Below are 24711 nucleotides of genomic sequence, written 5' to 3' on the forward strand. Positions count from 1 at the left end.
CTCATTAGCATGTTGATATGTACGACGAGTCCGCCGACACCTGCGAATTGCTGTGCATCGATCTCCCCCATGCGGAATCCATCCGCGCCTCACTCCAGGAATCCGACACGGTGCAGGCAGCCGCCCATGTGGCACGAGCCCTGAGCGACCCCACCCGGCTGATGATCGCCACCGCACTGAACCTCGGTGACGAGCTCTGCGTCTGCGATATCGCCTGGGTGGTCGGAATGGCGCAGAATCTGGTGTCGCATCATCTCCGTCAGCTGCGCAACGCCGACATGGTGACGTCTCGCCGCAACGGCAAACTGGTGATGTATCAGCTCACGACATTGGGCAAGCAGCTGACGACAGCGCTGTTCACCTCGATCCCCACCCAGGGGGTTGATCGTGGCTGACGCCTGCTGCGGGCCACAATCCGCGGAGGCCGACCCGGAGCCCGCCAACTTCTGGCGGGTCGGCGAACTACGGCGTGCCGCAGTCGCCGCGGTGGCCGTCGGCCTCGGCTGGCTGCTCGACCAGGCGACACCCCCGCAGGTGCCGCTCTTCCTGATCGCCGGACTGCTCGGCACCGTGGTGGCCGCCTCGACATTTGTCCCCGACGCGGTGCGCAATCTGCGGCACGGCCGCATCGGTGTGGGCACACTGATGACCATTGCCGCCATCGGCGCCGTCGCTTTGGGTCAGATCGCCGAAGCCGCGCTGCTGGCCATCCTGTTCTCCATCGCCGAGGGGCTCGAGCGGTAGGCCGTGGCGCGTACCCGATACAACCTGCGCGCCTTGCTGTCGCTGGTACCACCCCGCGTTTCGGTCCTCCGTCGCGACGCCGAAGTCACCGTGACACCCGAAGAACTTGTCCTCGGCGACGTCGTGGTGCTGCGGCCCGGCGAGCGCGCGGCCACCGACGGCACGATCACCTCGGGACGAACCATCCTGGACGTCTCGGCGATCACCGGAGAATCCGTACCGATCGAAGCCGGCCCGGGCAGCGAGATACCAGCCGGAGCCATCAACGGCGGCAGCGCAGTCCAATTCGACGTCACCGCACCGGCTGCCGACAGCTCGCTGGCGCGCATCGTCCACATCGTCGAACAAGCCCAGGAACGCAAGGGCACCGGGCAGCGACTGGCCGATCGCATCGCACGCCCATTGGTGCCCACCATCATGCTGCTCGCCACGGCAATCGCCGGCATCGGAACGCTGTTCGGGGATCCGAGACTCTGGATCGACCGGGCGCTGGTGGTGTTGGTCGCCGCTTCACCGTGTGCGTTGGCGATCGCGGTACCACTGACCGTGGTCGCCGCGATCGGTGCCGCCAGCCGCCAGGGCGCGCTGGTGAAAGGGGGCGCGGCGATCGAACAGCTGGGCCGCATCAAGGTCATCGCCCTGGACAAGACGGGCACGCTGACACGGAACCGGCCGCAGGTGATCGAGGTCGCCACCGTCGACGGCGAATCCGAGGCCGACGCCCTGCAGACGGCGGCGGCACTCGAGGCGCGCAGCGAACACCCTCTAGCACAGGCGATCATGTCCGCCACCAGCACGGTACATCCGGCCACCGACGTCGTAGCCGTGGCCGGGCACGGCATCGTAGGACAGCTCGGGAACACCACCGTGCGGCTCGGCAAGCCCAGTTGGGTGCATCCAGGGCCGCTCGTCGCCGACGTCACCCGCATGCAGGGCGCCGGTGCCACCGTGGTTGTGCTCGAACGCGACTCAACAGTGCGCGCAGCGATCGCCGTCCGCGACGAGCTTCGCCCCGAAGCACCCGAGGCGATCCGCCTGCTGCGCAGCCTTGGTGTCGAGGTCGCCATGCTGACCGGCGACAACACCCTGACCGCCGACGCAGTGGCCCACCAGGCCGGAATCACCACGGTGCACTCGGAGCTCCTCCCCGAGGACAAGGCGGCCCTGCTTCATGAGTTGTCCGGTGGGCGGCCGGTGGCAATGGTGGGCGACGGGGTCAACGACGCGCCGGCGCTGGCCACCGCAGATGTCGGTATCGCCATGGGCGCAATGGGTACCGACGTGGCGATCGAAACCGCCGATGTTGCACTGATGGGCCAGGACCTTCGCCACCTGCCCCAGGTGCTGGCACATTCCCGACGTGCCCGCCGGATCATGGTCCACAACATCTGCTTCTCCCTCATCATCATCGCGGCACTGATCCCGATGGCAGCTTGTGGGGTCCTCGGGCTGGCCGCCGTGGTGGCAGTTCACGAGATCGCGGAAGTACTGGTCATTCTCAACGCGATCCGAGCCGCGCGCATCGACCCGCTGCCCGGCGGAGCGGCGGACAGCCCCGTGCCTTGTGGCAGGTCAATCCGGGTCTGATAGCGTCGCTGCCAGCCGTGGTGAACGGGAAGCCGGTGTGAAACCGGCGCGGCCCTCGCCACTGTGATCGGGAAATGCAACATCTCTTTCCACCGCGTGAACCGCGGCGGGCCACTGAGACCACACAGGTCTTGGGAAGGCGAAGATGTTGTGCTGCACCCGTCAGCCAGGAGACCGGCCACGGCTAAGAAGTACCCCATCCACGAGGATCTGGAGAGGCTGGCTCACTGTGGCCCGTGTACTGCCCCGACCCCTGACCGCGACCATCGCGGTTCTCGCTGCTGCCGTTGCTGCGGGCTGCTCGCCCGGTGGCTCCGAAGAAACCAGCCAGCCGGCCGCAGACGCGGTGACGATCGAGAACTGCGGTATCGACGTGACCGTCAGCGAACCGCCCGAGCGCGTGTACGCCGCGTATCAGCCGGCAACCGAGATCGCTCACGCGCTCGGAATCACCGACCGGCTGGTCGGAACCGCGTTCCTCGATTCCCAGGTCCTGGACGAATATGCCGACGCTCAGCAGCAGGTGCCGTATGCGGCGCAGCTTCCCAGCCGGGACGGACTGCTGGCCGCGCAGCCCGATTTTGTCCTCTCGGGTTACAACAACTTCTTCTCCGAAGGTAGCGGCGATACCAGCGTCGGCACCCGAGCGAGCCTGGCCGAGTTGGGCATTCAATCATGGATTCTGAGCCCCCTGTGCCCCAGCCAGGATGGGCTCTCCGATGAGGCCATCGATCCCGCAACCGTGCGAGTCGACACGATCTACCAGGATCTGCGTGACCTCGGCACGATCTTCGACGCGCAAGAACAGGCGGAGACCGTCATCGCCGACCAGACGGCCAGGATCGCCGCCGTCGAACAGGCGGTCGCAGGCGCAGACCGTCCCTCCGTGGCAATCCTGCTGATCGACGACGACGGCGGGTACCGCGTCGCCAGCGGTATCGACTTCGGCACCCAGATCCTCGAGCACGCCGGTGGCGTCAATGCTTTCGCCGATCTCCAGCAGCGCCGCCACGTCAGCGTCGACGTCGAGGAGATCATTCGCCGCAACCCCGACGTGATCCTGACCAGCGTCTGCTGCGACATTGCCTTCACCGCCGAAGATGGCGCGGCCGAAGCCACCGCACTCGCCCAGAACCCGGCACTCGCGGGAGTTTCTGCAGTCAAGAACGGTCAGGTGCACCCCTTCTTGTTCTCTGACCGGGCCGCCGGAGTGAGGGCTGCGCACTCGGTCGAAGAAGTCGCGTCGATCCTTCATCCAGATCTGGTCGGCTGACGACGGCCTGATATCCGTCGATGCCAGTAGCCACCCCGACATCTCCGCTCGAAGCCCCGGTCATCGCCCGGTCACGCGCGCGCCGGGGCCTGTTACGGGGAGGCCGGGGCCGCCTACTGGGCCTCGTCGTCGCCCTCGCCGGGCTCGCCGGGGCGACCCTGGCTTCCATCCTGATCGGGAACTACTCGATCAGCATCGACGACGTGTTCGCGGCGATCTCCCGCCCACCGGAAACCGATCTGGACCGCATCGTCCGGCACATCCGTATCCCCCGAACCGTCGCCGGTCTTCTGGCCGGAACCGCGCTGGGAATCGCCGGCGCCGTCATGCAGGGCATCACCCGTAACCCGCTGGCGGGACCCGGAATCCTCGGTATCAATTCCGGTGCCGCACTTGCGGTGGTGCTGGCCATGACCGTCTTCGGCGTGAGCACCGCAAGCGGATACGTCTGGTTCGCCTTCGCCGGGGCAGCTGCGGCCGCCGTCTTCGTCTACAGCCTGGGCTCGCTGGGCCTGGGCGGAGCCACGCCCGTCAAGCTGGCGCTGGCCGGCGCCGCGTTCACCGCATTCGTGGGTGCGATCACCTCCGCAATCACGCTTTTCGACGCGACGACGCTGGACGACTTCAGGTTCTGGGTGGTCGGATCGCTCACCCGTGCCGACAGCACCGCACTACTGTCGGTGGCACCCTTCATCGCCGCCGGAATCTTCGCTGCGATCCTCACCAGCCGGACCCTCAACGTCCTGGCCCTGGGTGACGACATGGCCCGAAACCTCGGCACCAGGCTGTGGTCGGCACGCCTGGCAGCCGCGCTCTCGGTCGTCCTGCTAGCCGGCAGCGCCACCGCGATTGCCGGGCCGATCGGCTTCATCGGGCTGGTTGTCCCGCACATCGCCCGGTTGATCACCGGGCCCGATTACCGCTGGATCATGGCGTGGACACTGGTTTTGGCTCCGACGCTGCTACTCATCGCCGACATCCTCGGCCGCATACTGGTGACGCCACAGCAACTCCAGGTCGGCATCATCACCGGACTGGCCGGCGCACCGTTTTTCCTCTACCTGGTGCGCAACCGGAAAGTCTCCGGGCTGTGAGCACCGCACGCGACCCCGTCGTCATCGCCGCCGGTCAAGGACGCCTGGCAGTTCGCATCAGCCGGGCCGGCACCCTGATCACCGTGATTGCCTGGGCAGCAGCAGTATTCGTGGCAGCCATCTCCCTCACCCTCGGCGAGTTCCCGATCACCGTGCGCGATGCACTCAATGTCTTCGCCGGTGGCGGCACCCTCATCGAACGCGACATCGTGCTGGGCGACCGCCTTCCCCGGGTCGCAACCGGGCTCGGTGTGGGCACGGCGTTTGCACTCTCGGGAGCGATTCTCCAACGAATCGCCACGAACCCGCTGGTCAGTCCGGACGTCATCGGCATCAACTCCGGCGCCGCGCTGGGCGCCCTGGTCGTCCTCACCGTCGTCGGTGGCAGCGGCGCAACTCTTGTTGTGGGTGCGCTGATCGGAGCACTGGTCACGGCGGCAGCCATCCTGCTCATCGCCTACAAACGGGGCCTCCACGGCTTCCGGCTGGTGCTGGTCGGCATCGGTGTCGCCTCGATGCTGACATCGGGGATCTCCTACCTACTCACCCGCGCTGACGTCCACCAAGCGATGAGTGCGGCCGTCTGGTTGACCGGCAGCCTCGCCAATCGCGGCGCGCTGCACGTCGCGGTCATCGGCGTGACCCTGCTGGCCGTCGTGCCGGCGCTTGCCGTGCTGGCCCGCCATCTGGAGTTACTGGAACTCGGCGACGACCTCGCCAAAACCCTGGGCAGCCGGCAGGGACACAAAGTGGCCCTGGTGCTCGTTGCGGTGGTACTGGCAGCCATGGCGACCGCCGCTGCCGGTCCCGTCGCGTTTGTGGCCCTGGTCGCCCCCCAGATCGCCCGACGCCTGCTCGCCGAACGCCACACCGGACTGGCGCCGGCCGCAGCCATCGGGGCACTGCTCGTCGTGAGTGCCGACCTGGCGGCTCGACTTCTGTTCGCGCCCATGGGAATGCCGGTCGGGATCCTCACCGCGATCATCGGCGCGCCCGTACTGCTCTATCTGCTCGCCCGCGCCAATCGGATCGGAGCCGCCGGATGAACGAACCCGTCACCCTGACAACACAACAGCTCAGCCTCGGCTACGCCGGCCGCACCATCGTCGACAAGGTCAGCACCGAATTACCCGCCGGAAAAATCACGGCGATCATCGGCCCCAACGGGTGCGGCAAGTCGACGCTGCTACGGGGACTTGCGCGGCTGCTGGAGCCGCTGGGCGGCGTCGTCCACCTCGACGGACACGACATCACCACCATTGCGAGCCGTCAGCTTGCGACCAAAATAGGCCTGCTGCCGCAACAACCGATCGCACCGGACGGCATCACCGTGGCGGACCTGATCGGCCGGGGACGCCATCCGCATCAGCGCTGGTTCAGACAGTGGAGTTCCGCCGACGACGCCGCCGTCACCGGCGCCATGAGCGCCACCGGGATCACCGATCTCGCCGACGCGCCGATCGACGAATTATCCGGCGGTCAGCGCCAACGAGTCTGGATCGCGCTGGCGCTCGCCCAAGACCCTGACGTCATGCTGCTCGACGAACCGACCACCTATCTCGACCTCGCTCATCAACTCGACGTCCTCGGCCTACTCGCCACCATCAACCGGGAACATCGTCGGACCATCGTGCTGGTAGTGCACGACCTCAACATGGCGGCGCGCTTCGCCCATCACCTGATCGCGATGCGCGACGGGAAACTCATCGCCCAAGGAACACCGCAGGACGTCGTCACGGCCGGGATGGTTCGCGATGTCTTCGGTGTCGAAGCCACCATCATCGCCGATCCGGTCACCACATCTCCGCTGATACTCCCCCATGCCAGAGCCGGTTCTTCAGGCAAGCTGGCAACATGAAGCAAGCCGTCGTAGGTTGGGTCCGGCACCTCGACGTCACCGCCATCAAAGGTTTTGCCGTCGTCGAGACCGACCGCATCGCCGTCACCGATACCGGGGTGCTCGGCACCGCCGAATTCAACTTCGAAGGCGCTCCGCGCACCGGGCAGTTTGTCCCCGGCCCCTGGGACCGGTGGGCATCAGCGCTCGCGCAGCGGCCACTGGCGCTGGTACGCAGCCTTGCCCCGGGCGGAGCTTACGACGCCTCCCCGCTCACCATCCAGAGCGAGGCCTCGCTGGCAGCACTCGGACCCGAGGCCAACGGTGCGACCCTGGACCGGCGGCGCTTTCGCATGCAGGTGACGTTGACCGGCGTCGACACGGCGTTCGCCGAAGACGACTGGGCCGGGCGTACCGCAAGTCTGGGAAGCTTCCAGATCCGTTTGGGTGGACCCGTCCCCAGATACGTTGGAACCGAACACAATCCCACCGACCTGTCGCGCACGGTGAAAGTCCTGCGCACCATCAATCGCATTCGAGGAGTTGGCCACGGAGAATTCGGCCCAGGGTTGATGTTCGGCGTGTATGCCTCGGTGGTGCAGCCCGGTTCGATCGCTGTGGGCGACGAGCTGATCCTCGAAGGGAACTGATCACGCGCCGGCGCCTCAGCGCATCGCCGCAAGGTTGTTCCAGAAGTTCCGGAGGCTGTCGGTGCCACCGAACAGGGTGGTGAAGTTCGTCGAGTCGACCAACACGATGTCACCCGAGCGTTCAGCGGTCGGCGGCATCCAGATCAAGGCATTGAACTCGGTGTTGCCGGCCTCGATGAACGGGTGCGGCCGCCCCACGTCGACCGGCTGACGGCCCAGCAGCTGCAGCGTGTCACTCTCCGGTGCGGTCAACTCGTAATGCGGCAGGTGCGGGTGGAAGTTGAAGGTCGTGACGTTGTTCAGCAGTCCCACGGTGTCCAGGTCGGGGCGCGTTGTCAGCGGGGCGATCTCGCGGGAGCCCGGGACCAACGCGGGCCGCAGACCCCAATTGTTGTGCACCGGTACCTCAAGGGCTTTCATCAGCGAGCGGGTGTACTGACTGAATCGCTGTTGGCGGGGAACGAGCGGGTCACCGTGGTGCAGGTATTCCATCTGGCGCCGCGCATAGTCATCGGTGTTGCCGACGTCGTGGTGCGGTGCGAGCAGCAGGCAGGTGCCCTCCCGCCGCAACCATCGCCGGATCGCCTCTATCTCCTCGGCCGAGGCTTCCTCCTGGCCCAGCAGATGGTCGAGTCCGAACACCATCAGGGTGTCGCAGTCGTCCAGGACCCGCTCATCGATGGGCAACAGATAGCCCGCCTGGTCGATCCGCTGGAACACCGCCACCGGATGCCCGGTGGCGATTTCGGCGACCTGCTGGAAGGCCAGGGTCGAACGGTGGAACAGCTCCAAGGTGCCTGCGATGCCCTGCAAGAAGTGGGCGGCGTCGTATTCCGGTGTCTCGTACAGCGGCCACAACGCGTTGCGCACCTCGGTGATCGTGGAGAACCGGTTCTCCATCGCCGCCGGATCCCGTTGCGCCTCCCAGGGGTAGCTCCACGTCCAGTAGATGCTGATCCTGCGCCGCCCATCGTGCGGGCGCGAGAGGTGGGTCTGGTTGTAGGTGCGTGCAGCGGTCATGGCTGCTCCTCACTCTCGAGTCCTACCAGGTACCGCATGGCCGAGAGGCCCGGCAGGAAGAAGTAAGCACCCCCCTTCAGGGTGGTGAACGCCGGAATACCTTTGTGCACCTGACGGATCGGGCGCTTGGGAACGGTGAAGTCCAAGGTGCCGTCCTGGGCGCCACAGATCGGGTCGTGTTCGTTGCCGAGCTCGTGGAAGTGCTGGTCATTGATCCAGACGTTCTGCGCAAACTCGAACTGACGGACCAGATCTGCACAGATGATGAACGCCGCGATACCGCGGTCCACGCCGTCATCGGGTGCGCCGTCGGGCAGCGCGGGGCCGTAGGTGGCGCCGCGGCGGATCATCCGGCGCCGATTCATGTAATGCGCGGTGTCCCGTGGATTGAGCCGGCGGGCATGCGATCCCAGCGGACACGCATAGCCGAAGGGATCCATCCCCTTGTAGTTGAAATCGTTGTTACGCATGGGATCCGCACCGAGCTGCGGGTCATCCTCTGTCGGGCAGAGCACCAGCGGCGCCCCGCTGCGCCACCGGCCCATGAACTTGGCCGCCAGTAGGTCCTCATCGGCAGGGGTCTCGGAGTGCTCGCGCAGGTACTCACGGAAGACCGCAACATGCTCCGCCAGCCGTCGGTAGGCCATGAAGCTGCCGTTGCGAGACAACACCTCCGGCTGCGGCAGGTTCGCGACCAGCCCGTCTTCGTCGGGGTAGCCGAGAATGAACTCGCCGGGTTCCAGCGGGTCACCCGAACCCGGCGTGGCTTCCTCGCCGGAGCCCTTCATCACCGGCTGCGACAATCGGTCCCGGAAGCCGAAGTGGTCGTGGGCGTAGTTGAACGGTGGGGTCGCGTTGAGATCCAGATAGGACAGGCTGCGTACCCCATCGATGCGGGCCAGCAGCTTGTTGTGTTCGTCGATGGACTTCCGGCACTGCTCGTCGGTGCGGGAGAACAGGATTGCGATCGCGTGTAGATCGTCACCGGCCAGCCCACCGACCCAGTGCTCCGGGGCATGAGCGCCGACATCCCCGAGGATGGCTGCTCGAGAGGTCATCCCTTCCCGGAACTCTTCGGGGAAACTGGCCAGCGAATCCTCCGGCACCCCGAGCGCACGGAGGCCGGCCCACGTGAAGGCCAGCGTGACCCACCGGTCGGACTCGTCCATCGTCGCAACCGCAGCCGCCGCCGACTGCGTCCTGTCCAGCAACTCTGACAGCCACGCACGCCCGCCGGCCGGGGCGTCGAAGGTCAGGAACTCATACCGTCCGGTGATCGCCGGGGTACGGGTCAGCAGGATGTGCTGGATATCGTCGAGTTCGAGCACGTTGCCTCCTCAGTTCCCGAGGCGCCCCTACGGTGGGCTGGAGGCGCGGGATGGGCGCTCACTGCATCTGGTCCAACATGTCGGAGAACGCAGCTTTGAGCCGCAACGCCTTCTTGACCTCGTCGGCGGTCACATAGGGGTATTCGCCGTACTCGAGGAAGCTCGGCACCTGGTGATCACGAACGTACTTGATGAAGGCATCCGGGTTTTCCTTCCAATCCTCGGGGAAACCTTCGAGATTGGTGAAGACGGTGGTGATACCGGTCGCGCTGAACAGCTGGACCGCATCCTCGGTGTACTTGTCGAAATCGGTGTCGAAGATCCCCATGTACTGAAAGTGCAGGCCGGAGCCGACGTCGAACAGGTTCCACCGCAAGTAGTGCAATTTGAGCGGCGCCAACGCCTCCGGGCTCGCCGCAATGGTCTCCTCGATTGTCTTCCCATAGGCCCGGACCACCGCCTCCCGACCCTCCTTCACCTTGGCGATGATGGAGAATCCATGGCAGGCCGGGGTCCGGGGATACACGGGGCCGTAGCGCCCGCGCTCGAGTTCGAAATAGCCCTCCGGGGGGATGGCCACTGCCGCCGGTTTGGTCCAGTCACGATCGTCAGCCGCCATCTCGACCACCTGTCTCTGACCAGTGATTCGCCGCGAACACTAACACTCGGGTATCGCTTGCACACCACGATCGGCGGTCGTATTCATTCCACACCGCGCAGGCCGGCAAAACCCATCGTCGACGGGCGCGCTCCTTCGCAGCCAGAGAGCCCGGCATCGTTTGCTGTCACACCGGTTTCTGTTGATTTCGGCAGGACTTTGAGTCCATCGACCCCGGGGCGCGACGGGCCCCGGCTAACCAGCGCCTACTGGTCCAGCAAAACCACCTGTTGCGCTCCAGCGTTTTCGGATGCGCGCAACTGCAGGGTACCTGTAACCCATTGCCGTATAAGGTTTCCGACTTGCGGCCGGGGCCGAGATGAACCTCTCCGATGTGGCCGAGTACGCCTACGCGCGTTCGGCGACCACGATATGCCGAGCACCCCGCTCGGTGTCACCCTTCTCGAGTATGACCACGAGCTCGTGGAACTCGAAGCAGTCGCCGCCGTCGTGGACTGGTGACGCGATACGGATCACTTGACAAACAGATTGTTATCGAAACCGGCTGCGTCGTGCCGAAACTCGCCGACCGACGCCTGAGAATCGATCCGGGCGCCGAATCCAGCCCCACCGTTCACTGCCACATCGAGCCACCAGCTACCGGCATATCCAAAGATCCTGAAACGAGAATAGCCGCGGACCTGAGTTGGGTCCGCGGCTATTCTGATGTCTTGCGACACCGCTGAGTAGCGGGGACAGGATTCGAACCTGCGACCTCTGGGTTGTGAGCCGACCGGTGACGGTTCCACCTGGTCCTCGAAGTCTTGTCCGTCCTGGTCAGGAGCCCCCGCAGTATTTGAAGCAGCTCACTTGTCTCATCCAACATCGGCGGTCTCGCCGAGTTTCGTTCCCATATTTGTTCCTAATGTAGGGCCGGCACGAGGGCCCACTCACAGAAGCCGCATGGAACTACGCGTCATCTCACCCACTAACCGGGTCTCGCCGACCGGCCCTCCCAGTCGCTCGAGCTATTTCGCCAGATCGCCGAACAGAAACGGGTCAGGCGGGCCCTCTGATGCCGCGTGCCCGATCCTCGTAGGCGCGGCGCCGCACCACGTCGACGTCATCGATGAACAACCTCTCGCTCCCGAGTGCCCTGGTCAGGGCCTCGTAGATGCCGCGTGGCACAAATCGCGACGTCGCCACCAGCAGGCCGGCCACCTTCGGAACATCCACCCGCGCTGTCGGTTTGCGAATGACGCGGATGATCGCGTCAGCAATGTCTTCAGGCTCGGCGTTCTTCAGGCCCTTCGGCCCGTGGGTTCCGGCGACGAGTTCGGTGTTCGTGAACGCAGGCAGCACTGCCGAGAATTTCACGCCCGTGGTCCGGTACTCCAGACGCGCGCAGTGCGTGAACTGCAATGCCGCAGCCTTGCTCGCGACATAGGTGGCCAGCCCGGGCGCAGGTCCTTCGGCGGCAAGCGACGCGACATTGATCACGTGGCCGCTGCCGCGGGCGACCATACGGCGGGCAGCGAGCTTGCTACCGGTGATCACGCCCATGACGTTGATATCGAAGATGCGGCGCGTGACGGCGTCGGGCTCGTCGATGATCTTGCCCACCGGCATCACGCCCGCATTGTTGATCAGGACGTCGACGGGCCCGAGCTCACGCTCGACGCGGTCGAGAAACTCGGCGAACGAATTGGAATCGGTGACATCGAGCTTCGCGGCAACCGGCAGCCCGAGCCTGGCACCGGATTCCTTGACCTTCAATTCATCGATGTCGCCGATCGCGACCCGGGCGCCGAGTCGGTGCAACGCATGAGCAGTCGCAAAACCGATGCCCCGCGCACCCCCGGTGATCACGACCACCTTGTCGCGAATAGCCCTGTCCGACATCTATTTTCCTCCGCTGTTCGGTCCGAATCGGTGTCGTCCACGCGCGGCCAGAGCGCGCATGATCGTCGTCGCGAGCTTGAACTTGGCCGGCGAGTACGGATACCAGATGAGTTCCTTCTTCGGGGTCGGGATGCGCGGCGCTGTGAGCACTTGCTTCCGGCAGTACTTCCGGATCCCGTCGGCGCCGCCCCAGCGCGCCCCGATGCCGGACTCTTTCCAGCCACCCATCGGTAGCGCGAAGGCGAAGAAGTTCGAGCCGAAGTCGTTGATGTTCACCGCGCCCGCCTCGATCCGGCGGGCAACCCGCTCCGCGCGTGCTTTGTCGCCGCTCCAGACTGTCGCAGACAAACCGTAGCGCGAGTCGTTGGCCAGCACGACGGCCTCGTCCTCATCGGCGACCCGGATGATCGGCAGCAGCGGCCCGAAGGTTTCCTCCTGAACGCATGACATCGTCTGCTGCACGTCCACCAGTACCGTTGGCTCGTAGAAGGTGCCTGTGCCGGTGGGCTTTCCGCCGACCAGAACGCGAGCCCCGGCGGCGACGGCCTCTTCGACGTGACGAGCGACGATGTCACGTTGGCCCATTGTGGCCATCGGCCCGATGTCGAATTCCGGTTTCGGGCCGTCCTGCCCCTGCCGGAGCTCCCGAACACACCGCACGACCTTTGAGACGAACTCATCGTGGACCGAATCCTCGACATACACTCGCTCGACTGACACGCAGACCTGGCCCGCGTTCAACAGCGCGCCGTAGGTGATGCCGTTGGCGGCGCGGTCGAGATCGGCATCGGCGAGCACGATCGCCGGGTCCTTACCACCCAGTTCGAGGCTGCACGGGATGAGCCGCTCGGCGCACGCGCGCGCGATCGACCGACCAGTCGCGACGGAGCCGGTGAATGCCACATAGTCAACGGAATCGACTACAGCAGCTCCGGTTTCGCGGCCACCGGTGACAACCGCGAGAACCGGCGGCGCTCCGATCGCGGTCCAACCACGCGCGAGCTCCAACGCCGCCAGTGGAGTGACTTCGGACGGCTTGATCAGCACCGCCGCGCCGGCCGCCAAAGCCGGGATCGCGTCGTAGACGGGCATCACCATCGGGAAGTTCCACGGCGAGATGACACCGACCACCGGGAACGGCCGGTAGGTCGTCGTCAGCCGCTTGACCTTTCCGAGTGCGCTGTGCGCCGTCGGATGGGTGTCTCGCAGGAATGCGGCGGCGTTGGTGGCGTAGTAATTGATGAGGTCATTCGCCTGCGGAACTTCGAAACTGGTTTCCAGGCGCGGCTTTCCGGTCTCGGACTGCAGGACGTCGCCGATATGCTCGGCGTTGTCGTACAGCCAGTTCTGGAATCGGCGCAACCAGCGCTCGCGCCCCTTCGGCCCGATCGCCTCCCAGGCCGGCTGGGCATCACGAAGTTCGGCGACCTTGGCGGCGACCGCAGCCGGCGTATCGACGGCGACCTCCCCAGCGAGCCGGCCGTCGGCGGGATTTCGCACGGAGATGACCTCAGCCGCCAGAATTTCGCTCTGCACGGGATCTGCCCTCTTTCCGGTGACGGTTATGCTCGGCGCCCGGTGTTCATAGGCATCCGGCGGATTGCGTTCATGAAGTGGCCGGGAACGTAGCTCGGCTGCTCGACGGTCAGGTCCGGATATGTTTGGAGCAACCGGGTGAACAGCGCACGCAGTTGCGCTTTCGCGATCGGCGAGCCCATGCAGTAGTGGGCTCCCCCGCCGCCGAAACCGAGGTGGTCGTTGGGATTTCGCAGAATGTCGAACCGATCGGGATTCTCGAACACCGTCTCGTCGCGGTTGCCCGAGGAGTAGAACAGGACGACCTTGTCTCCTTCGGAGATCGCCTGACCACCCAACTCGGTATTCTGCGTCGCGGTCCGGGCAAACGTGATGACCGGGGTGGAGTGCCGGACGAACTCCTCGATCGCCGTATCGATCCGGCCCGGTAGGTCGGCCTGCAGGAGAGCGCGCTGGTCGGGATTGCGGGCAAGTTCGTACATCGCGGCCGACGTGGTCTGGCGGGTGGTGTCGTTGCCTGCGCTCGCGAGCAACACGAAGAACGCCCCAATCTCGGCGTCCGTCAGTTTCTGACCGTCGAGCTCGGCCTCAACAAGTGCGGAGATCAGATCGTCGGCCGGATGTTTGCGCCGGTGCTCGGCCATCTCCATCGCGTACGACGCGAGGACGACGACGCCGCCGAACAGCACCTCCAGCCCTTCCCGGCCCTTGAGGTACTCTTCGTCGTTACTCGACACCATGTCCTCGACCGCGGTCAGCATCGTCTCGCGGTCAGCCTCAGGGACACCGAGCATGCGCGCGATCGTCATGGCCGGCAGCCGCATCGACACCCGCTGGACGAAGTCGCCGCCGCGATCGTCTGACAGGTCATCGACGATGGTCTGCGCATCCAGCTCGATCCGGTCCGTGATTTGACGCACCGCGCGCATGCTGAAGGCCTTCTGCACCAGACCGCGAACGCTGGCGTGACGGGGGTTGTCCATGCCCAGGAACGACGCCCCCGCCTCGAGCATCTCCGGCGGCAGGCTGTCCAGGTGAATGCCCTGCGACGAACAGAAGACTTCGTGATTCTTCGATACCCGCCGGATATCCGCATGACCGAGCACCGCCCAGAATCCGTCCTGCGGGTCGGGTTCGGGGAACACCGGCGTCGCCGGCTGCCGCACCCAGCGCACAGGCTGCTTCATTCTTAGTTCCGCGAATGCTCGGGCCCGAGCGTCCGGGTCCTGCGCCCAGAAGCCGTAGTCGGACAGGTCGGTGATCTGTTGCAGCATGTTGCTTCCCTCGGTTCGTCCGCTCACGCCGATGCCCCGGCGTCTTTATCGGCGGTCAGCTGCGCGTACAGCGGATACACCGGCTTCGCCGCCGGAATCAGCCTAAGCACCTTGGCAATTTCGCCTTCGACCTTGACTTTGCCGCGTGCCAGCGCGACAGCCGCATTCAGATTGCCGCGCCAGAACTTGTCACCGTCGTCGGCGGACATGCGCATCGTGACGTCCGGCACCACGTCGGTTTCGCCCTCGAAGACCGCTATGGCCGGCTCACGCAGCGCGAGCGTGAGAGTCGCATCTGGTTCGTGGAACTCATATCGCAGAACCATAGCCGCCGCTCGCAGTTTCGGGCCCGCCTCCGAATGCTCATTGGACATCCGGAACGCGCCGCCGATGTATCGATACACCTCGGCTGCGTCAGCGAAGTACGGCATGGTTGTCCTTTCGTCGCAGCGAAACACCCCCACGCAGACGCAGACGCACTCTCGGGTCAAAGCACCGATTTCACGCTTGGCATTTCGTACATTAAGTGTACATGGTGTTGAGTAAGTTGCAAGAGTGTTGACACAGCGCCGCGACGGCGCAATGCTCACGTAGAGCGACCACACGAGATTGGGTATGGCATGGCATTCACCGTTCGCATCAATAAGGACATCTGCATGAGTTCAGGCGTGTGCGTGTCCGATCACGCCGGCGCATTCCGGTTAGATGCCGACGAGCTAGCCGAGCCCATCGACGACGGCGGCTCGCTGACCTTCCTCCAGCTACGGTCGGCGGTGCGCACATGCCCATCCGGAGCGATGGAACTACTGTCCGACGGCGTGCCGATCAACGACTGACCGATGGAGAATTCAGTGTCCTTATCACCCAGGCCAGCGCTGTCCGACTTCGCGAATCAATTCCCCGACAAGCCGGCGACCATCTCGGGAACCACCGGTGGAACTGTGACTTTCGGCGAGCTCGACGCCGGCTCCCTTCGCCTGGCACGGTATTTCTCTGCTCATGGATTGCAGCCGGGTGACGTCGTCGCGCTCCTGTTGAAGAACTCCACAACTCACCTCACAATCAGTTGGGGTGCCGAGCGCAGCGGCATGATTTTCGTGCCGGTCAACTGGCACCTGGGTCCCGCCGAAGCGGCCTACATCGTGTCCAACAGCGGCGCAAAGGCACTCGTTGCGTCGGCCGAGCTCGCATCGTTGGCCGAATCCGTTGCCGCAGCGAATCCGCAGCTGGACATCGCGCTTGCGGTGGATGGCAGCATCCCCGGATTCGACGACTACGAAACTGCGTTGGGCTCGGTGCCGGCAAGCGTTCGATCGCACGAGCGTCAGGGTGCCTACATGTTCTATTCCTCGGGCACAACCGGAGCACCGAAGGGCATCATGCCGGCGGTCCCCGACGCGCCGTTCGGCGCCGGACTCCCCATCGAAACGCTGTTGAAAGCGCAGTTCGGAATGGGCACAGACACCGTCTACCTGAGCCTTGGTCCGCTGTATCACAGTGCGCCGCAAGGCTGGTCGCTCGGTGCGCAGTCCCACGGCGGCACAACCGTGATTGTCGACAGCTTCGACGCCGAACAGACGCTGGCGTTGATCGAGCAATACCGCGTAACGCACGTACAGATGGTTCCAACGATGTTCGTGCGCATACTGAAGCTGCCGCAGCACGTACGCGAGAAGTACGACCTGTCGAGCCTGCGGTTGGTGTTCCATGCAGCGGCGCCATGTCCACCCGATGTCAAGGAGCGGATGATCGAGTGGCTCGGCCCGTGCGTGATCGAGTTCTACTCGGCCAGCGAGTTCAACTCGCTGTTCATCATCGACAGCGCTTCCTGGCTCACCCATCGCGGCTCGGTGGGCCGGGCCCTCATCGGAACGCCGCATATCCTCGACGACGACGGCAATGAGCTCGCGGTCGACGAAGTCGGCGAGATCTGGATCGAGAACGGCAACCGGTTCGAGTACCACGGCGAACCCGCCAAAACCGCGGCCGCGTACAACGAACTCGGTTGGAGCACACTGGGCGACCTTGGCAGCCTTGACGCCGATGGCTACTTGTACCTGTCCGACCGGCGGACCGATCTCATCATCAGCGGCGGTGTGAACATCTATCCGCGCGAGATCGAGGACACTCTGACGCTGCATGAGGCGATCACCGACGTCGCCGTGCTCGGCATACCCGACGACGAAATGGGACAGCAAGTCAAGGCAGTCGTGCAACTGGCACCCGGGTACACAGCAGACACCGCGATGGAGTCCGAACTCATCGATTACTGCAGGTCCCGCCTGGCCCGATTCAAATGCCCGCGATCGGTCGATTTCGTGACAGAGCTACCTCGGCTGCCAAGCGGAAAGCTGTTGCGCCGCACTCTCTCCGACCAGTACTCGAACAGCGGATCCCGTCCGTAGCGATGACCTACTCTGCCGGTCCCGACGCGAACCCGGCGCGCAACCGCGCGCCGGGCGAACAACGGCTACCGCTGCGGGAGGTGCAAAAGCAACTCACCCGTGAACGCGTGATCGATGCCGCCATGGAAGTGTTCGGCGAACGGGGCTTCGGCCCCACAACGATGAACGACATCGCGGCGCGTGCCAACCTCAACCGCGCCACGATCTACCTCCATTTCGCCGACAAGTCGGCGATCATCCACGCTGCGCTGAATGCCCTGGTACCAGAAGAATTGGTCCTCTATTCGGCGGCCGAAAACGCAACCACTCGAAGCGAACTTGAGGCGACCATGGACCACGCTGTCGAGGTGTGGATCACCGGGCTCGGCCGGATCTGGCAGCACATGCGCGACGTCGTGGCGCTCGATCCAGCGGTGCGAAGATGGCGCGACGAGTTTGTCGATCGCCAGGTGTCGAGGGTATGCGAGGTCCTCGAACGTCACGGAGTGCAACCACGCGAGCGCCGGTACGCGCGCGCGTTGCTATTGGTCTGCATGTGGGACGACTTCGTCGCCAACGTATGCGACCGGACGACACCCGATCGTCGCGCGACTGTGGCTGCGCTGGCCGACTTCTTCTGCGCAGCCGCGGGCGCAGTGCCAGACAAGTTGCTCTGACGCGACTCGGCGGACTCTGCCCGCTTCGCCGCGCCCTGGAATCCGGGTGTCAACCCTGCTCTGACGATCCGCCACGACCGAACGCGCGATGTCGGCCGCCCGCGACTCCGGCGATCTCCGTCGATAGCGCGGTCCGCCGTTCAGCCACACTTCCAACACTGAGTCTTTAAAGCGGTCGATTAGTCTATTTATTGAACACCGTGTTGACCATTACCAGTTGGATCGGTAAGACTGGCCCCATGGAAAGCAATTCGTCGGAGTTCGATGTCCTCGTGGTCGGAGCTGGGTTCTCCGGCCTCTACGCCCTACACCTGCTGAGGAGCCGCGGACTGACGGTTCGGGTGCTCGACACCGCACCCGAGATCGGCGGTACCTGGTTTTGGAACGCATACCCCGGGGCTCGCTGCGACGTCGAGAGCGCCGACTATTCCTACTCCTTCTCCCCCGAGCTGGATCAGGACTGGGAGTGGACCGAGCGATACGCCGCACAGCCCGAGATTCTGCGCTACCTCAACCACGTCGCCGACCGCTTCGCGCTGCGCGATCACATCCACCTGAACACGACGGTGCACTCGGCCACCTACGACGAATCCATCGCCGAATGGGCGCTGCAGACCGACACCGGCACGCTACGCGCGCGGTACTGCGTATTCGCCACAGGTGGATTGTCGGCGCCGCTGGCGCCGCCGTTCGACGGCGCGGACACCTTCGCCGGCGAGTCATACATGACCGCGACGTGGCCGCAGGGCGGCGTCGACTTCAGGGGTAAGCGAGTCGCCGTGATCGGCACCGGCGCAAGCGGGATTCAGTCAATTCCCGAAATCGCGACCGACGCGAAGCACGTCACTGTCTTGCAACGCACCCCGAACTTCACCGTGCTGGGTCGCAACCGCAACCTGGGTCCCGAAGACATCGCCGAGCACAAGGCGACCTATCCGGAGCGCCGCAAGCGGCAGCGCGCATCCTACGGCGGGACGAGCGCCCAACCGCACCTGCGTCGAGCGGCAGAGTGCACAGCTGACGAGCAACTCGAGGAGCTGCGCCGCAGATCCGCAGAAGGTGGCGCACTCACTTACGTGGGCGCGTTCCGCGACGTGCTCACTGACCTCGACGCCAACCGCGTCGTCGCCGACTTCGTTCGTTCCGACATCCGTTCGCGCATAACTGATCCCGATCTCGTCGACGTAGTCACACCCATCGACCATCCGTTCGCCGGCAAGCGGCCCTGCGTGGACCACGGTTACTTCGAAGCCCTGTGCCGTGACAACGTCGACGTCGTCAGTGTGCGGGATAATCCCATCACCGCGATCGAGCCGACCGGCGTCCGGCTTACCGATGGAACGCTCATCGAGGTCGACATCATCGTCTATGCCATCGGCTACGACGCCATCTCCGGCGCGCTGATGCGCATCGATATACAGGGCCGCAACGGAATCCACCTTCGTGACGCCTGGAAGAATGGCCCCGCGAGTTACTTGGGTCTCGCGATCGCGGGCTTCCCGAATCTGTTCACTGTGACCGGACCTGGTGGGCCGCTCGGCCTGACGATGATGGTCGCACTGGCCGAGCAGAACATCGAGTGGATCGCCGATTGCATCACCGATCTCGATGCTCGCGGCGTCCGCGCCATCGAGGCGACCCTCGAAGCGCAGCAGCAGTGGACAGAGGAAGTCGAAAAGCGAGCGGAGCGCAGCATCTTCGCCGCTGCGCCGAACTCCTACTACACGGGAGCGAATGTTCCCGGCAAGCCGCAGCGGTTCTCGATCTACCTCGGAGGATTCGCCCGCTATCAAGCGATTTGCAATGCCGTCGCGACGGAAGGTTACGACGGATTCAGAGAGCTGTCTGTTGCGAAGCCCCGCTGATCGCTACCCGGGACCTGGTGGCGGACCCTTTACCGGAACGGAGAAGTAGGTAGATGCTGAGCACGATGCAGGACGAGCCCCTCTCTCTTGCAACACTTCTCAGATATGGGACCACTGTGCATGCGGACGCCACGGTGTGCACTTGGACTGGCGAGCACACCCGGCCGATGAGCTACGGTGAACTCGGGGAACAGGCTGCTCGGCTGGCGTGTGCGCTGCGAGGACTCGGCGTCGAGGATGGCGACCGGGTCGGCACGTTCATGTGGAACAACAACGAGCACATGGTCGCCTACGGGGCGGTGCCGGCGATGGGTGCGGTACTGCACACTCTGAACATCCGGTTGCACCCGGAACAGCTGACATTCGTGGTCAATCATGCCGCGGACAAGGTGGTGATTGTCGATGCGTCGTTGTTGCCGATGTTCGGCGAGTATCTGCCGACGTTTCCGACGGTGCGTCACGTCATCGTGACCAATGGTGACGCGGCGGCATTGACGGCACCCGAAGGTGTCACGGTGCATTCGTATTCTGAACTACTGGACGCGCACAGCGATCAGTTCTCCTGGCCGGAAATCGACGAACGCTTAGCAGCGGCAATGTGTTACACGTCGGGCACCACGGGTGATCCGAAGGGTGTCACGTACTCGCATCGATCGATGTATCTGCATTCCATGCAGGTGACCTCGACCAACGGGATGGTACTCGCGCAATCGGACAAGGCGCTGGTAATCGTGCCGCAGTTTCATGCGATGTCGTGGGGTATACCGCACGCCGCGCTCATGGTGGGTGCGTCACTGGTGATGCCGGACCGGTTCTTGCAACCGGAACCGATCGCCGCGATCATGGCCGCTGAGAAGCCGACCTTCGCCGCCGCGGTACCGACGATTTGGAATGGTCTGCTCGCACACCTCGACGGTCATCCGCAGGATATCTCGCATCTGCGCGAGGTCGTTGTCGGCGGTTCGGCCGCAGCGCCGGCGCTGATGCATGCCTTCGAGGACCGATACGACGTACCGATCCTGCATGCGTGGGGCATGACCGAGACATCGCCCTTGGGCAGCGTCGCGCGACCACCGGCCACCGCCGCGGGCGAGCAACGCTGGGCCTATCGCTACACGCAGGGCAGGTTTCCATCGCTGGTGCGAGCCCGATTGGTCGGCGACGACGGATCGGTCGTACCCAACGACGGAAACTCCGCGGGCGAGTTGGAGGTTCGCGGCCCTTGGATCACGGCGACGTACTACTCGCCGGCGGCATCAGCCGTCGACCCGGACAAATTTCGAGACGGCTGGCTGCGCACCGGCGACATCGGGACCATCACCCCCGACGGCTTTCTGACGATCCTGGATCGGACGAAGGACGTGATCAAGTCTGGCGGCGAATGGATCTCGTCGGTCGAACTCGAGAACGCGGTGATGGCGCATCCTGCGGTTGCCGAAGCAGCGGTAGTCGGCGTTCCCGACGAAAAATGGGGCGAGCGACCGCTCGTCGCCATAGTCGCCCGAGAGGGCGCGTCGGTGACTGCTGAGGACCTCCGCGCGTTCCTGGGCGACAGAGTCGCCAAATGGCAGGTACCCGACCGGTGGACCTTCTTGGCCGAGGTGCCGAAGACCAGCGTCGGCAAGTTCGACAAGAAGGCACTGCGAGCCCTCTTCGCCGCGGGGACACTGGACACGGTGCGTACGATCTGAGTCCTGAACGGCCTGGCAATCGCCCACGAGTGCAGCCCTTCACCGCGCAGACATAGCGACACTTCGCGTTTGCGAAGTGTCGCAATCCTCTTGCATATCAACCCATCACTACCATCGGAATGCCTATTGGATTTTCGTGCTATCTAATTACACCGCACACTGTTCATCCTGCCGACGCCGGACCTCGCCGACCGGTGGTTCTTTCGCCGTTGACGGCAACGATGTGCCCACGCATGTGGCGGTCATGGCGACCTTCAACGTTCCGCATGGCGCCGCGCCGGACTACGTGCGCCGGCTGGCCGATGACCTGCGCTCCGTACATACGTTCTCGCCGCCGTTCAACGACCGCCTGACCTACCCGAGCCTGCGGCGGTTCGCGCCGGCCTTCACCGAGCTCGCCGACGACGAGATCGACCTCGAATACCACTTCCGCTTTTCCGCACTACAACGCCCGGCGGCGAACGCGAGCTCGGCGTACTGGTGTCTCGGCTGTTCTCGCGGCCACTCGATCCGCATCGCCCGCTGTGGGAAGTGCATGTCATCGAAGGCCTCGACAACGGTCGCTTCGCATGGTTCTTCAAGGTCCATCACGGCGTGATGGACGGCGTCGGGGGTTCGCGTCGACTGGGCCAGCTGATGGACACCGACCCCGGGTCAGCTGAACTGCGCGCGATCTGCTCGCTCCCCGTCCGATCCCGCCACCCCCAGCCGAACAATGCGCCGTCGCCACCACAGCTCGTCGAACGAGCTCTCGGCTCGGCGCGCGACGGCTCCGTCACTTCGGCCGTTCTGGCGGTCGCGACCGGACGGATGGTCAGCCAGCGGATTGTGGCCGCAGAGAAGGACTGGGTGGTGCCGTACTCGGCGCCGAGTTCGGTCCTCAACAGCTGCGTCGGACAGCAATGCCGATTCGCGACCCAGAGCTACGAGCTGGCGCGCCTGGTTGCCGTCGCCAAGGGCTTCGACGTGACCGTCAACGACGTCTTCCTCGCGGTGTGCGCCGGCGGATTGCGACGCTACCTCGGCGAACTCGACCAGTTGCCCACCTCGAGTCTGACTGTTGGCATCCCGGTCTCGATCCGCGATGCCGGCGACGACAAGTCTGCCAACGCCATCAGCGTCGCCTTCGCCAGCCTCTATACCGATATCGCCGACCCCGTGGCACGCATCGCCGCGATCGCACGTGGCACGCGCCCGGCCAAGCGGAAGTTGCGGAACCTGCCGGCGGGCGCCGGAGACCTCTACGGTCCGATGGTCCTGAGCCCGATAGCGGTTGCCCAGCTCACCGGCCTGGCAGGACGCACACCGCCGCCGTTCAACGTCCCAGTATCCAATGTCCCCGGTCCGTCTACCCCGTTGTATCTACGCGGCGCGCGCCTGGAGGGTCTGTGGGGTTTGTCGATCATTTCCCACGGGGCCGCACTGAGCATCACCGCCGGTTCCATGGCGGTCGCTTCAACGTCGGCTTCACCGGAGACCGCGACCGGCTCCCCAGTTTGCAGCGGCCGGCTGTCTACACGGGCGCGGCACTCGAGGAACTCGAGCGGTTGCGCACAGCGTGACGTAGACGTCCGCCTACCACAATCGAGCCGCCCAACGTCGCAATGTGTTTCGCGGTGGAGAGGGGCGGCCGCTCGTGCTGTTGCACTGCGCGGCGATGACCTGGCGCGTCTGGGAACCTGTTCTCCCCGCACTCGTGCCGCACCGCGACGTACTCGCACCGACGTTGCCGGCGCACCTCGGCGGTCCGCCGCTGTCCGGCAGGTCCGTCACCATCGGCGACTTCGCCGACACGGTCGAACGCGAGCTCGATGCCGCGGGTTTCGAGTGCCCCGACATCGTCGGCAATTCTCTCGGGGGTTTCATCGCGTTCGAGCTCGCGCGTCGCAGACGAGTCCGTCGCGTGGTGGCGATCGGAGCGATGGCATGCAGACAGACCCACAAGGGCTTGAGATCGCGCGCAGGATGCTGCAAGCACACCGGGTCGCACGGGTGATCAAGCCGCCGTACTGCCGGTGCTGGCATTTCCCGTGGTGCGCCATGTCCTGTTGCGAGCGGGAGTCGTTCGGGGCGAGCGGGTACCGGCGGCCCTGGCACGCCACCTCGTCCACGCAAGCACCACGTGCGACGCAGCCGCGCTGCACGCCGCGAAATGCGAACGGCCGACGGGACCGTGCCGCGTCTCGCCGACGCAGCCCAGATCACGGCACCAACGCTGCTCATCCGCGGCGATCAGGACACGGCGGCGACGGCGGACCAGATGCAGCGGTACCTCGAGCAGTTGCCCAACGCGAGGTTGCTCACACTGCGGGGCGTCGGACACTGCGCTCAGCTCGAAATGCCCGACCGGATCGCCAAGGAGATCCTCGAATTCACGCGATGATCGAACTGCAGGCCCCCAGATCGAGGCGGGGCGCGAAACGCCCACAGCGCATGGCCGGCCCGCTTTCCTGGCCCCTATTCTGCGGTGACTGTAATTATTCTGCGGTGACTGTAATAATGACCCGATGAGCTCCTCCCCCGTGGCTGGTCGAATTGGCTAAGACACCGTCGCCACGCCGCCGTTCCGCCGAGAAGGCCGGCAGCGAGTCCACAAAACAGCAACCGTCGCTGCGCGAGATGCAGAAGGCGCTGACTCGTGACCGGGTTATCGAGGCAGCACTTGAGGTTTTCGATGAGCGCGATTTCGCCTCCACGACGATGGACGACATCGCCGTCCGCGCGAACCTCAGCCGTGGCACGATTTATCTACATTTCGACAGCAAGGCCGAAATCCTCGTCGCCGCGCTGGAGAGCCTGGAGCCGGACGAACTATCACTTTTTCGGGAACTCGACGCAGCGCACACCCGACCCGATATCGAAGCCATCTACGACCACGCGCTGACCGTCTGGAATCAAGTCGGCCGGATCTGGCGTCATGCTCGCGACGCCGCAGCGACCGAGCCGACGCTCAGAAAATGGTCGGAAAGTGTGTTCGCCCGACAGGTTCGAAATGTGCGCAGTGCACTTCAAGAGCGCGGCGTCAGCACGGCCGCAGCCGAGGTACGCGCCACACTGCTGGTAGGCATGTGGACCGAGTTCATGCCGCGCTGGGCGAGCAGCCCGGGCAGTCGCGGCCGCAAGGTCACGGCCGCCGCACTGGCCGACTTCACCATTGCCTCATTCACCGAGGGACTGGACATCGGGCCTTCTGGGCCTGGGCAATCCGAGTGACGTTGGGCACCACGCCCGTCTAGTGATCTTCGGCGTCC

The 24711-nt window shown here is 64.8% G+C and carries 21 protein-coding genes, 2 pseudogenes and 1 riboswitch; of the genes and pseudogenes, 16 read left to right on the forward strand and 7 right to left on the reverse strand.

Annotated elements, in window-relative coordinates; translation table 11 throughout:
• Positions 1-17 precede the first annotated feature (17 nt).
• From WBB07_RS18985 to WBB07_RS19015, 7 genes and pseudogenes are all read left to right on the forward strand, one after another.
• Complete coding sequence (locus WBB07_RS18985) at positions 18-395, forward strand: ArsR/SmtB family transcription factor (protein ID WP_526309941.1); 378 nt, start codon at positions 18-20, stop codon at positions 393-395.
• Positions 388-2331, forward strand: a pseudogene (locus WBB07_RS18990) (heavy metal translocating P-type ATPase). The gene WBB07_RS18985 and the pseudogene WBB07_RS18990 overlap by 8 nt, the downstream one beginning before the upstream one ends.
• A gap of 1 nt (position 2332) precedes the next feature.
• Positions 2333-2528: riboswitch (cobalamin riboswitch) on the forward strand.
• Positions 2529-2560: 32 nt separating this feature from the next.
• A complete protein-coding gene (locus WBB07_RS18995) occupies positions 2561-3604 on the forward strand; it encodes an ABC transporter substrate-binding protein (protein WP_526309942.1) in 1044 nt (347 codons plus the stop codon).
• A gap of 20 nt (positions 3605-3624) precedes the next feature.
• Complete coding sequence (locus WBB07_RS19000; protein WP_526309943.1) at positions 3625-4698, forward strand: FecCD family ABC transporter permease; 1074 nt, start codon at positions 3625-3627, stop codon at positions 4696-4698.
• Positions 4695-5744: a FecCD family ABC transporter permease gene (locus tag WBB07_RS19005; protein WP_526309944.1), complete on the forward strand. Its 1050-nt coding sequence runs from the start codon at positions 4695-4697 to the stop codon at positions 5742-5744. The genes WBB07_RS19000 and WBB07_RS19005 overlap by 4 nt, the downstream gene beginning before the upstream one ends.
• On the forward strand, positions 5741-6556 hold the full coding sequence (locus tag WBB07_RS19010) for an ABC transporter ATP-binding protein (protein WP_526309945.1): 816 nt from the start codon (positions 5741-5743) through the stop codon (positions 6554-6556). Before WBB07_RS19005 ends, WBB07_RS19010 begins: the two co-directional genes overlap by 4 nt.
• The gene (locus WBB07_RS19015) at positions 6553-7185 is read left to right on the forward strand and encodes an MOSC domain-containing protein (protein WP_526309946.1); all 633 of its coding nucleotides are present in this window, start codon (positions 6553-6555) and stop codon (positions 7183-7185) included. The genes WBB07_RS19010 and WBB07_RS19015 overlap by 4 nt, the downstream gene beginning before the upstream one ends.
• A 15-nt stretch (positions 7186-7200) precedes the next feature.
• On the opposite strand, the gene WBB07_RS19020 is transcribed toward WBB07_RS19015, so the two are convergent.
• The 7 genes from WBB07_RS19020 to WBB07_RS19050 form a co-directional block, all read right to left on the reverse strand.
• Positions 7201-8205, reverse strand: a complete 1005-nt coding sequence (locus WBB07_RS19020) for a hypothetical protein (protein WP_526309947.1) — start codon at positions 8203-8205, stop codon at positions 7201-7203.
• Positions 8202-9533, reverse strand: coding sequence for a Dyp-type peroxidase (locus WBB07_RS19025; protein WP_526309948.1), 1332 nt, complete (start codon positions 9531-9533; stop codon positions 8202-8204). The genes WBB07_RS19020 and WBB07_RS19025 overlap by 4 nt, the downstream gene beginning before the upstream one ends.
• A gap of 58 nt (positions 9534-9591) precedes the next feature.
• Positions 9592-10152, reverse strand: coding sequence for a hypothetical protein (locus tag WBB07_RS19030; RefSeq protein WP_526309949.1), 561 nt, complete (start codon positions 10150-10152; stop codon positions 9592-9594).
• A 1038-nt stretch (positions 10153-11190) separates the two neighbouring features.
• Positions 11191-12033 carry an SDR family NAD(P)-dependent oxidoreductase gene (locus WBB07_RS19035; protein WP_526309950.1) on the reverse strand — a complete coding sequence of 281 codons (843 nt, stop codon included), beginning with the start codon at positions 12031-12033 and terminating at the stop codon, positions 11191-11193.
• The gene (locus WBB07_RS19040; protein WP_526309951.1) at positions 12034-13569 is read right to left on the reverse strand and encodes an aldehyde dehydrogenase family protein; all 1536 of its coding nucleotides are present in this window, start codon (positions 13567-13569) and stop codon (positions 12034-12036) included.
• Between the two features lie 26 nt (positions 13570-13595).
• Positions 13596-14843 (reverse strand): cytochrome P450, encoded by a 1248-nt coding sequence (locus WBB07_RS19045; RefSeq protein WP_526309952.1) that lies wholly within the window; start codon positions 14841-14843, stop codon positions 13596-13598.
• 23 nt (positions 14844-14866) lie between these two features.
• Positions 14867-15274 carry an SCP2 sterol-binding domain-containing protein gene (locus WBB07_RS19050; protein ID WP_526309953.1) on the reverse strand — a complete coding sequence of 136 codons (408 nt, stop codon included), beginning with the start codon at positions 15272-15274 and terminating at the stop codon, positions 14867-14869.
• 189 nt (positions 15275-15463) lie between these two features.
• Between WBB07_RS19050 and WBB07_RS19055 the strand changes: the two genes are divergently transcribed.
• From WBB07_RS19055 to WBB07_RS19095, 9 genes and pseudogenes are all read left to right on the forward strand, one after another.
• Positions 15464-15679: a (4Fe-4S)-binding protein gene (locus tag WBB07_RS19055; RefSeq protein ID WP_526309954.1), complete on the forward strand. Its 216-nt coding sequence runs from the start codon at positions 15464-15466 to the stop codon at positions 15677-15679.
• A gap of 3 nt (positions 15680-15682) precedes the next feature.
• On the forward strand, positions 15683-17248 hold the full coding sequence (locus WBB07_RS19060; protein ID WP_526309955.1) for an AMP-binding protein: 1566 nt from the start codon (positions 15683-15685) through the stop codon (positions 17246-17248).
• 2 nt (positions 17249-17250) lie between these two features.
• The gene (locus WBB07_RS19065) at positions 17251-17904 is read left to right on the forward strand and encodes a TetR/AcrR family transcriptional regulator (protein WP_526309956.1); all 654 of its coding nucleotides are present in this window, start codon (positions 17251-17253) and stop codon (positions 17902-17904) included.
• 239 nt (positions 17905-18143) lie between these two features.
• Positions 18144-19769: a flavin-containing monooxygenase gene (locus WBB07_RS19070; protein WP_526309957.1), complete on the forward strand. Its 1626-nt coding sequence runs from the start codon at positions 18144-18146 to the stop codon at positions 19767-19769.
• Between the two features lie 53 nt (positions 19770-19822).
• The gene (locus tag WBB07_RS19075; RefSeq protein WP_526309958.1) at positions 19823-21460 is read left to right on the forward strand and encodes a long-chain fatty acid--CoA ligase; all 1638 of its coding nucleotides are present in this window, start codon (positions 19823-19825) and stop codon (positions 21458-21460) included.
• 244 nt (positions 21461-21704) lie between these two features.
• Positions 21705-22897: pseudogene (locus WBB07_RS19080) on the forward strand (wax ester/triacylglycerol synthase family O-acyltransferase); the annotation flags it as partial.
• Between the two features lie 199 nt (positions 22898-23096).
• Positions 23097-23456: an alpha/beta fold hydrolase gene (locus WBB07_RS19085; RefSeq protein ID WP_526309967.1), complete on the forward strand. Its 360-nt coding sequence runs from the start codon at positions 23097-23099 to the stop codon at positions 23454-23456.
• A gap of 126 nt (positions 23457-23582) precedes the next feature.
• Positions 23583-23843 (forward strand): alpha/beta fold hydrolase, encoded by a 261-nt coding sequence (locus WBB07_RS19090; RefSeq protein WP_526309959.1) that lies wholly within the window; start codon positions 23583-23585, stop codon positions 23841-23843.
• A 236-nt stretch (positions 23844-24079) separates the two neighbouring features.
• A complete protein-coding gene (locus WBB07_RS19095) occupies positions 24080-24673 on the forward strand; it encodes a TetR/AcrR family transcriptional regulator (protein ID WP_526309960.1) in 594 nt (197 codons plus the stop codon).
• The last annotated feature ends 38 nt before the right edge of the window (positions 24674-24711 follow it).

Source organism: Mycobacterium sp. (assembly GCF_049647605.1).
Taxonomy (GTDB): Bacteria; Actinomycetota; Actinomycetes; order Mycobacteriales; family Mycobacteriaceae; genus Mycobacterium.

Bases quoted from the DNA above. Each gene is read 5' to 3' on its own strand.
- WBB07_RS19010 (WP_526309945.1), top strand. From the start codon at position 5,741: ATGAACGAACCCGTCACCCTGACAACACAACAGCTCAGCCTCGGCTAC.
- WBB07_RS19055 (WP_526309954.1), top strand. From the start codon at position 15,464: ATGGCATTCACCGTTCGCATCAATAAGGACATCTGCATGAGTTCAGGC.
- WBB07_RS19095 (WP_526309960.1), top strand. From the start codon at position 24,080: ATGCAGAAGGCGCTGACTCGTGACCGGGTTATCGAGGCAGCACTTGAG.
- WBB07_RS19015 (WP_526309946.1), top strand. From the start codon at position 6,553: ATGAAGCAAGCCGTCGTAGGTTGGGTCCGGCACCTCGACGTCACCGCC.
- WBB07_RS19070 (WP_526309957.1), top strand. From the start codon at position 18,144: ATGGAAAGCAATTCGTCGGAGTTCGATGTCCTCGTGGTCGGAGCTGGG.
- WBB07_RS19020 (WP_526309947.1), bottom strand. From the start codon at position 8,205: ATGACCGCTGCACGCACCTACAACCAGACCCACCTCTCGCGCCCGCAC.
- WBB07_RS19030 (WP_526309949.1), bottom strand. From the start codon at position 10,152: ATGGCGGCTGACGATCGTGACTGGACCAAACCGGCGGCAGTGGCCATC.
- WBB07_RS19035 (WP_526309950.1), bottom strand. From the start codon at position 12,033: ATGTCGGACAGGGCTATTCGCGACAAGGTGGTCGTGATCACCGGGGGT.
- WBB07_RS19075 (WP_526309958.1), top strand. From the start codon at position 19,823: ATGCTGAGCACGATGCAGGACGAGCCCCTCTCTCTTGCAACACTTCTC.
- WBB07_RS18985 (WP_526309941.1), top strand. From the start codon at position 18: ATGTACGACGAGTCCGCCGACACCTGCGAATTGCTGTGCATCGATCTC.
- WBB07_RS19050 (WP_526309953.1), bottom strand. From the start codon at position 15,274: ATGCCGTACTTCGCTGACGCAGCCGAGGTGTATCGATACATCGGCGGC.
- WBB07_RS19045 (WP_526309952.1), bottom strand. From the start codon at position 14,843: ATGCTGCAACAGATCACCGACCTGTCCGACTACGGCTTCTGGGCGCAG.
- WBB07_RS19000 (WP_526309943.1), top strand. From the start codon at position 3,625: ATGCCAGTAGCCACCCCGACATCTCCGCTCGAAGCCCCGGTCATCGCC.
- WBB07_RS19065 (WP_526309956.1), top strand. From the start codon at position 17,251: ATGACCTACTCTGCCGGTCCCGACGCGAACCCGGCGCGCAACCGCGCG.
- WBB07_RS19060 (WP_526309955.1), top strand. From the start codon at position 15,683: ATGGAGAATTCAGTGTCCTTATCACCCAGGCCAGCGCTGTCCGACTTC.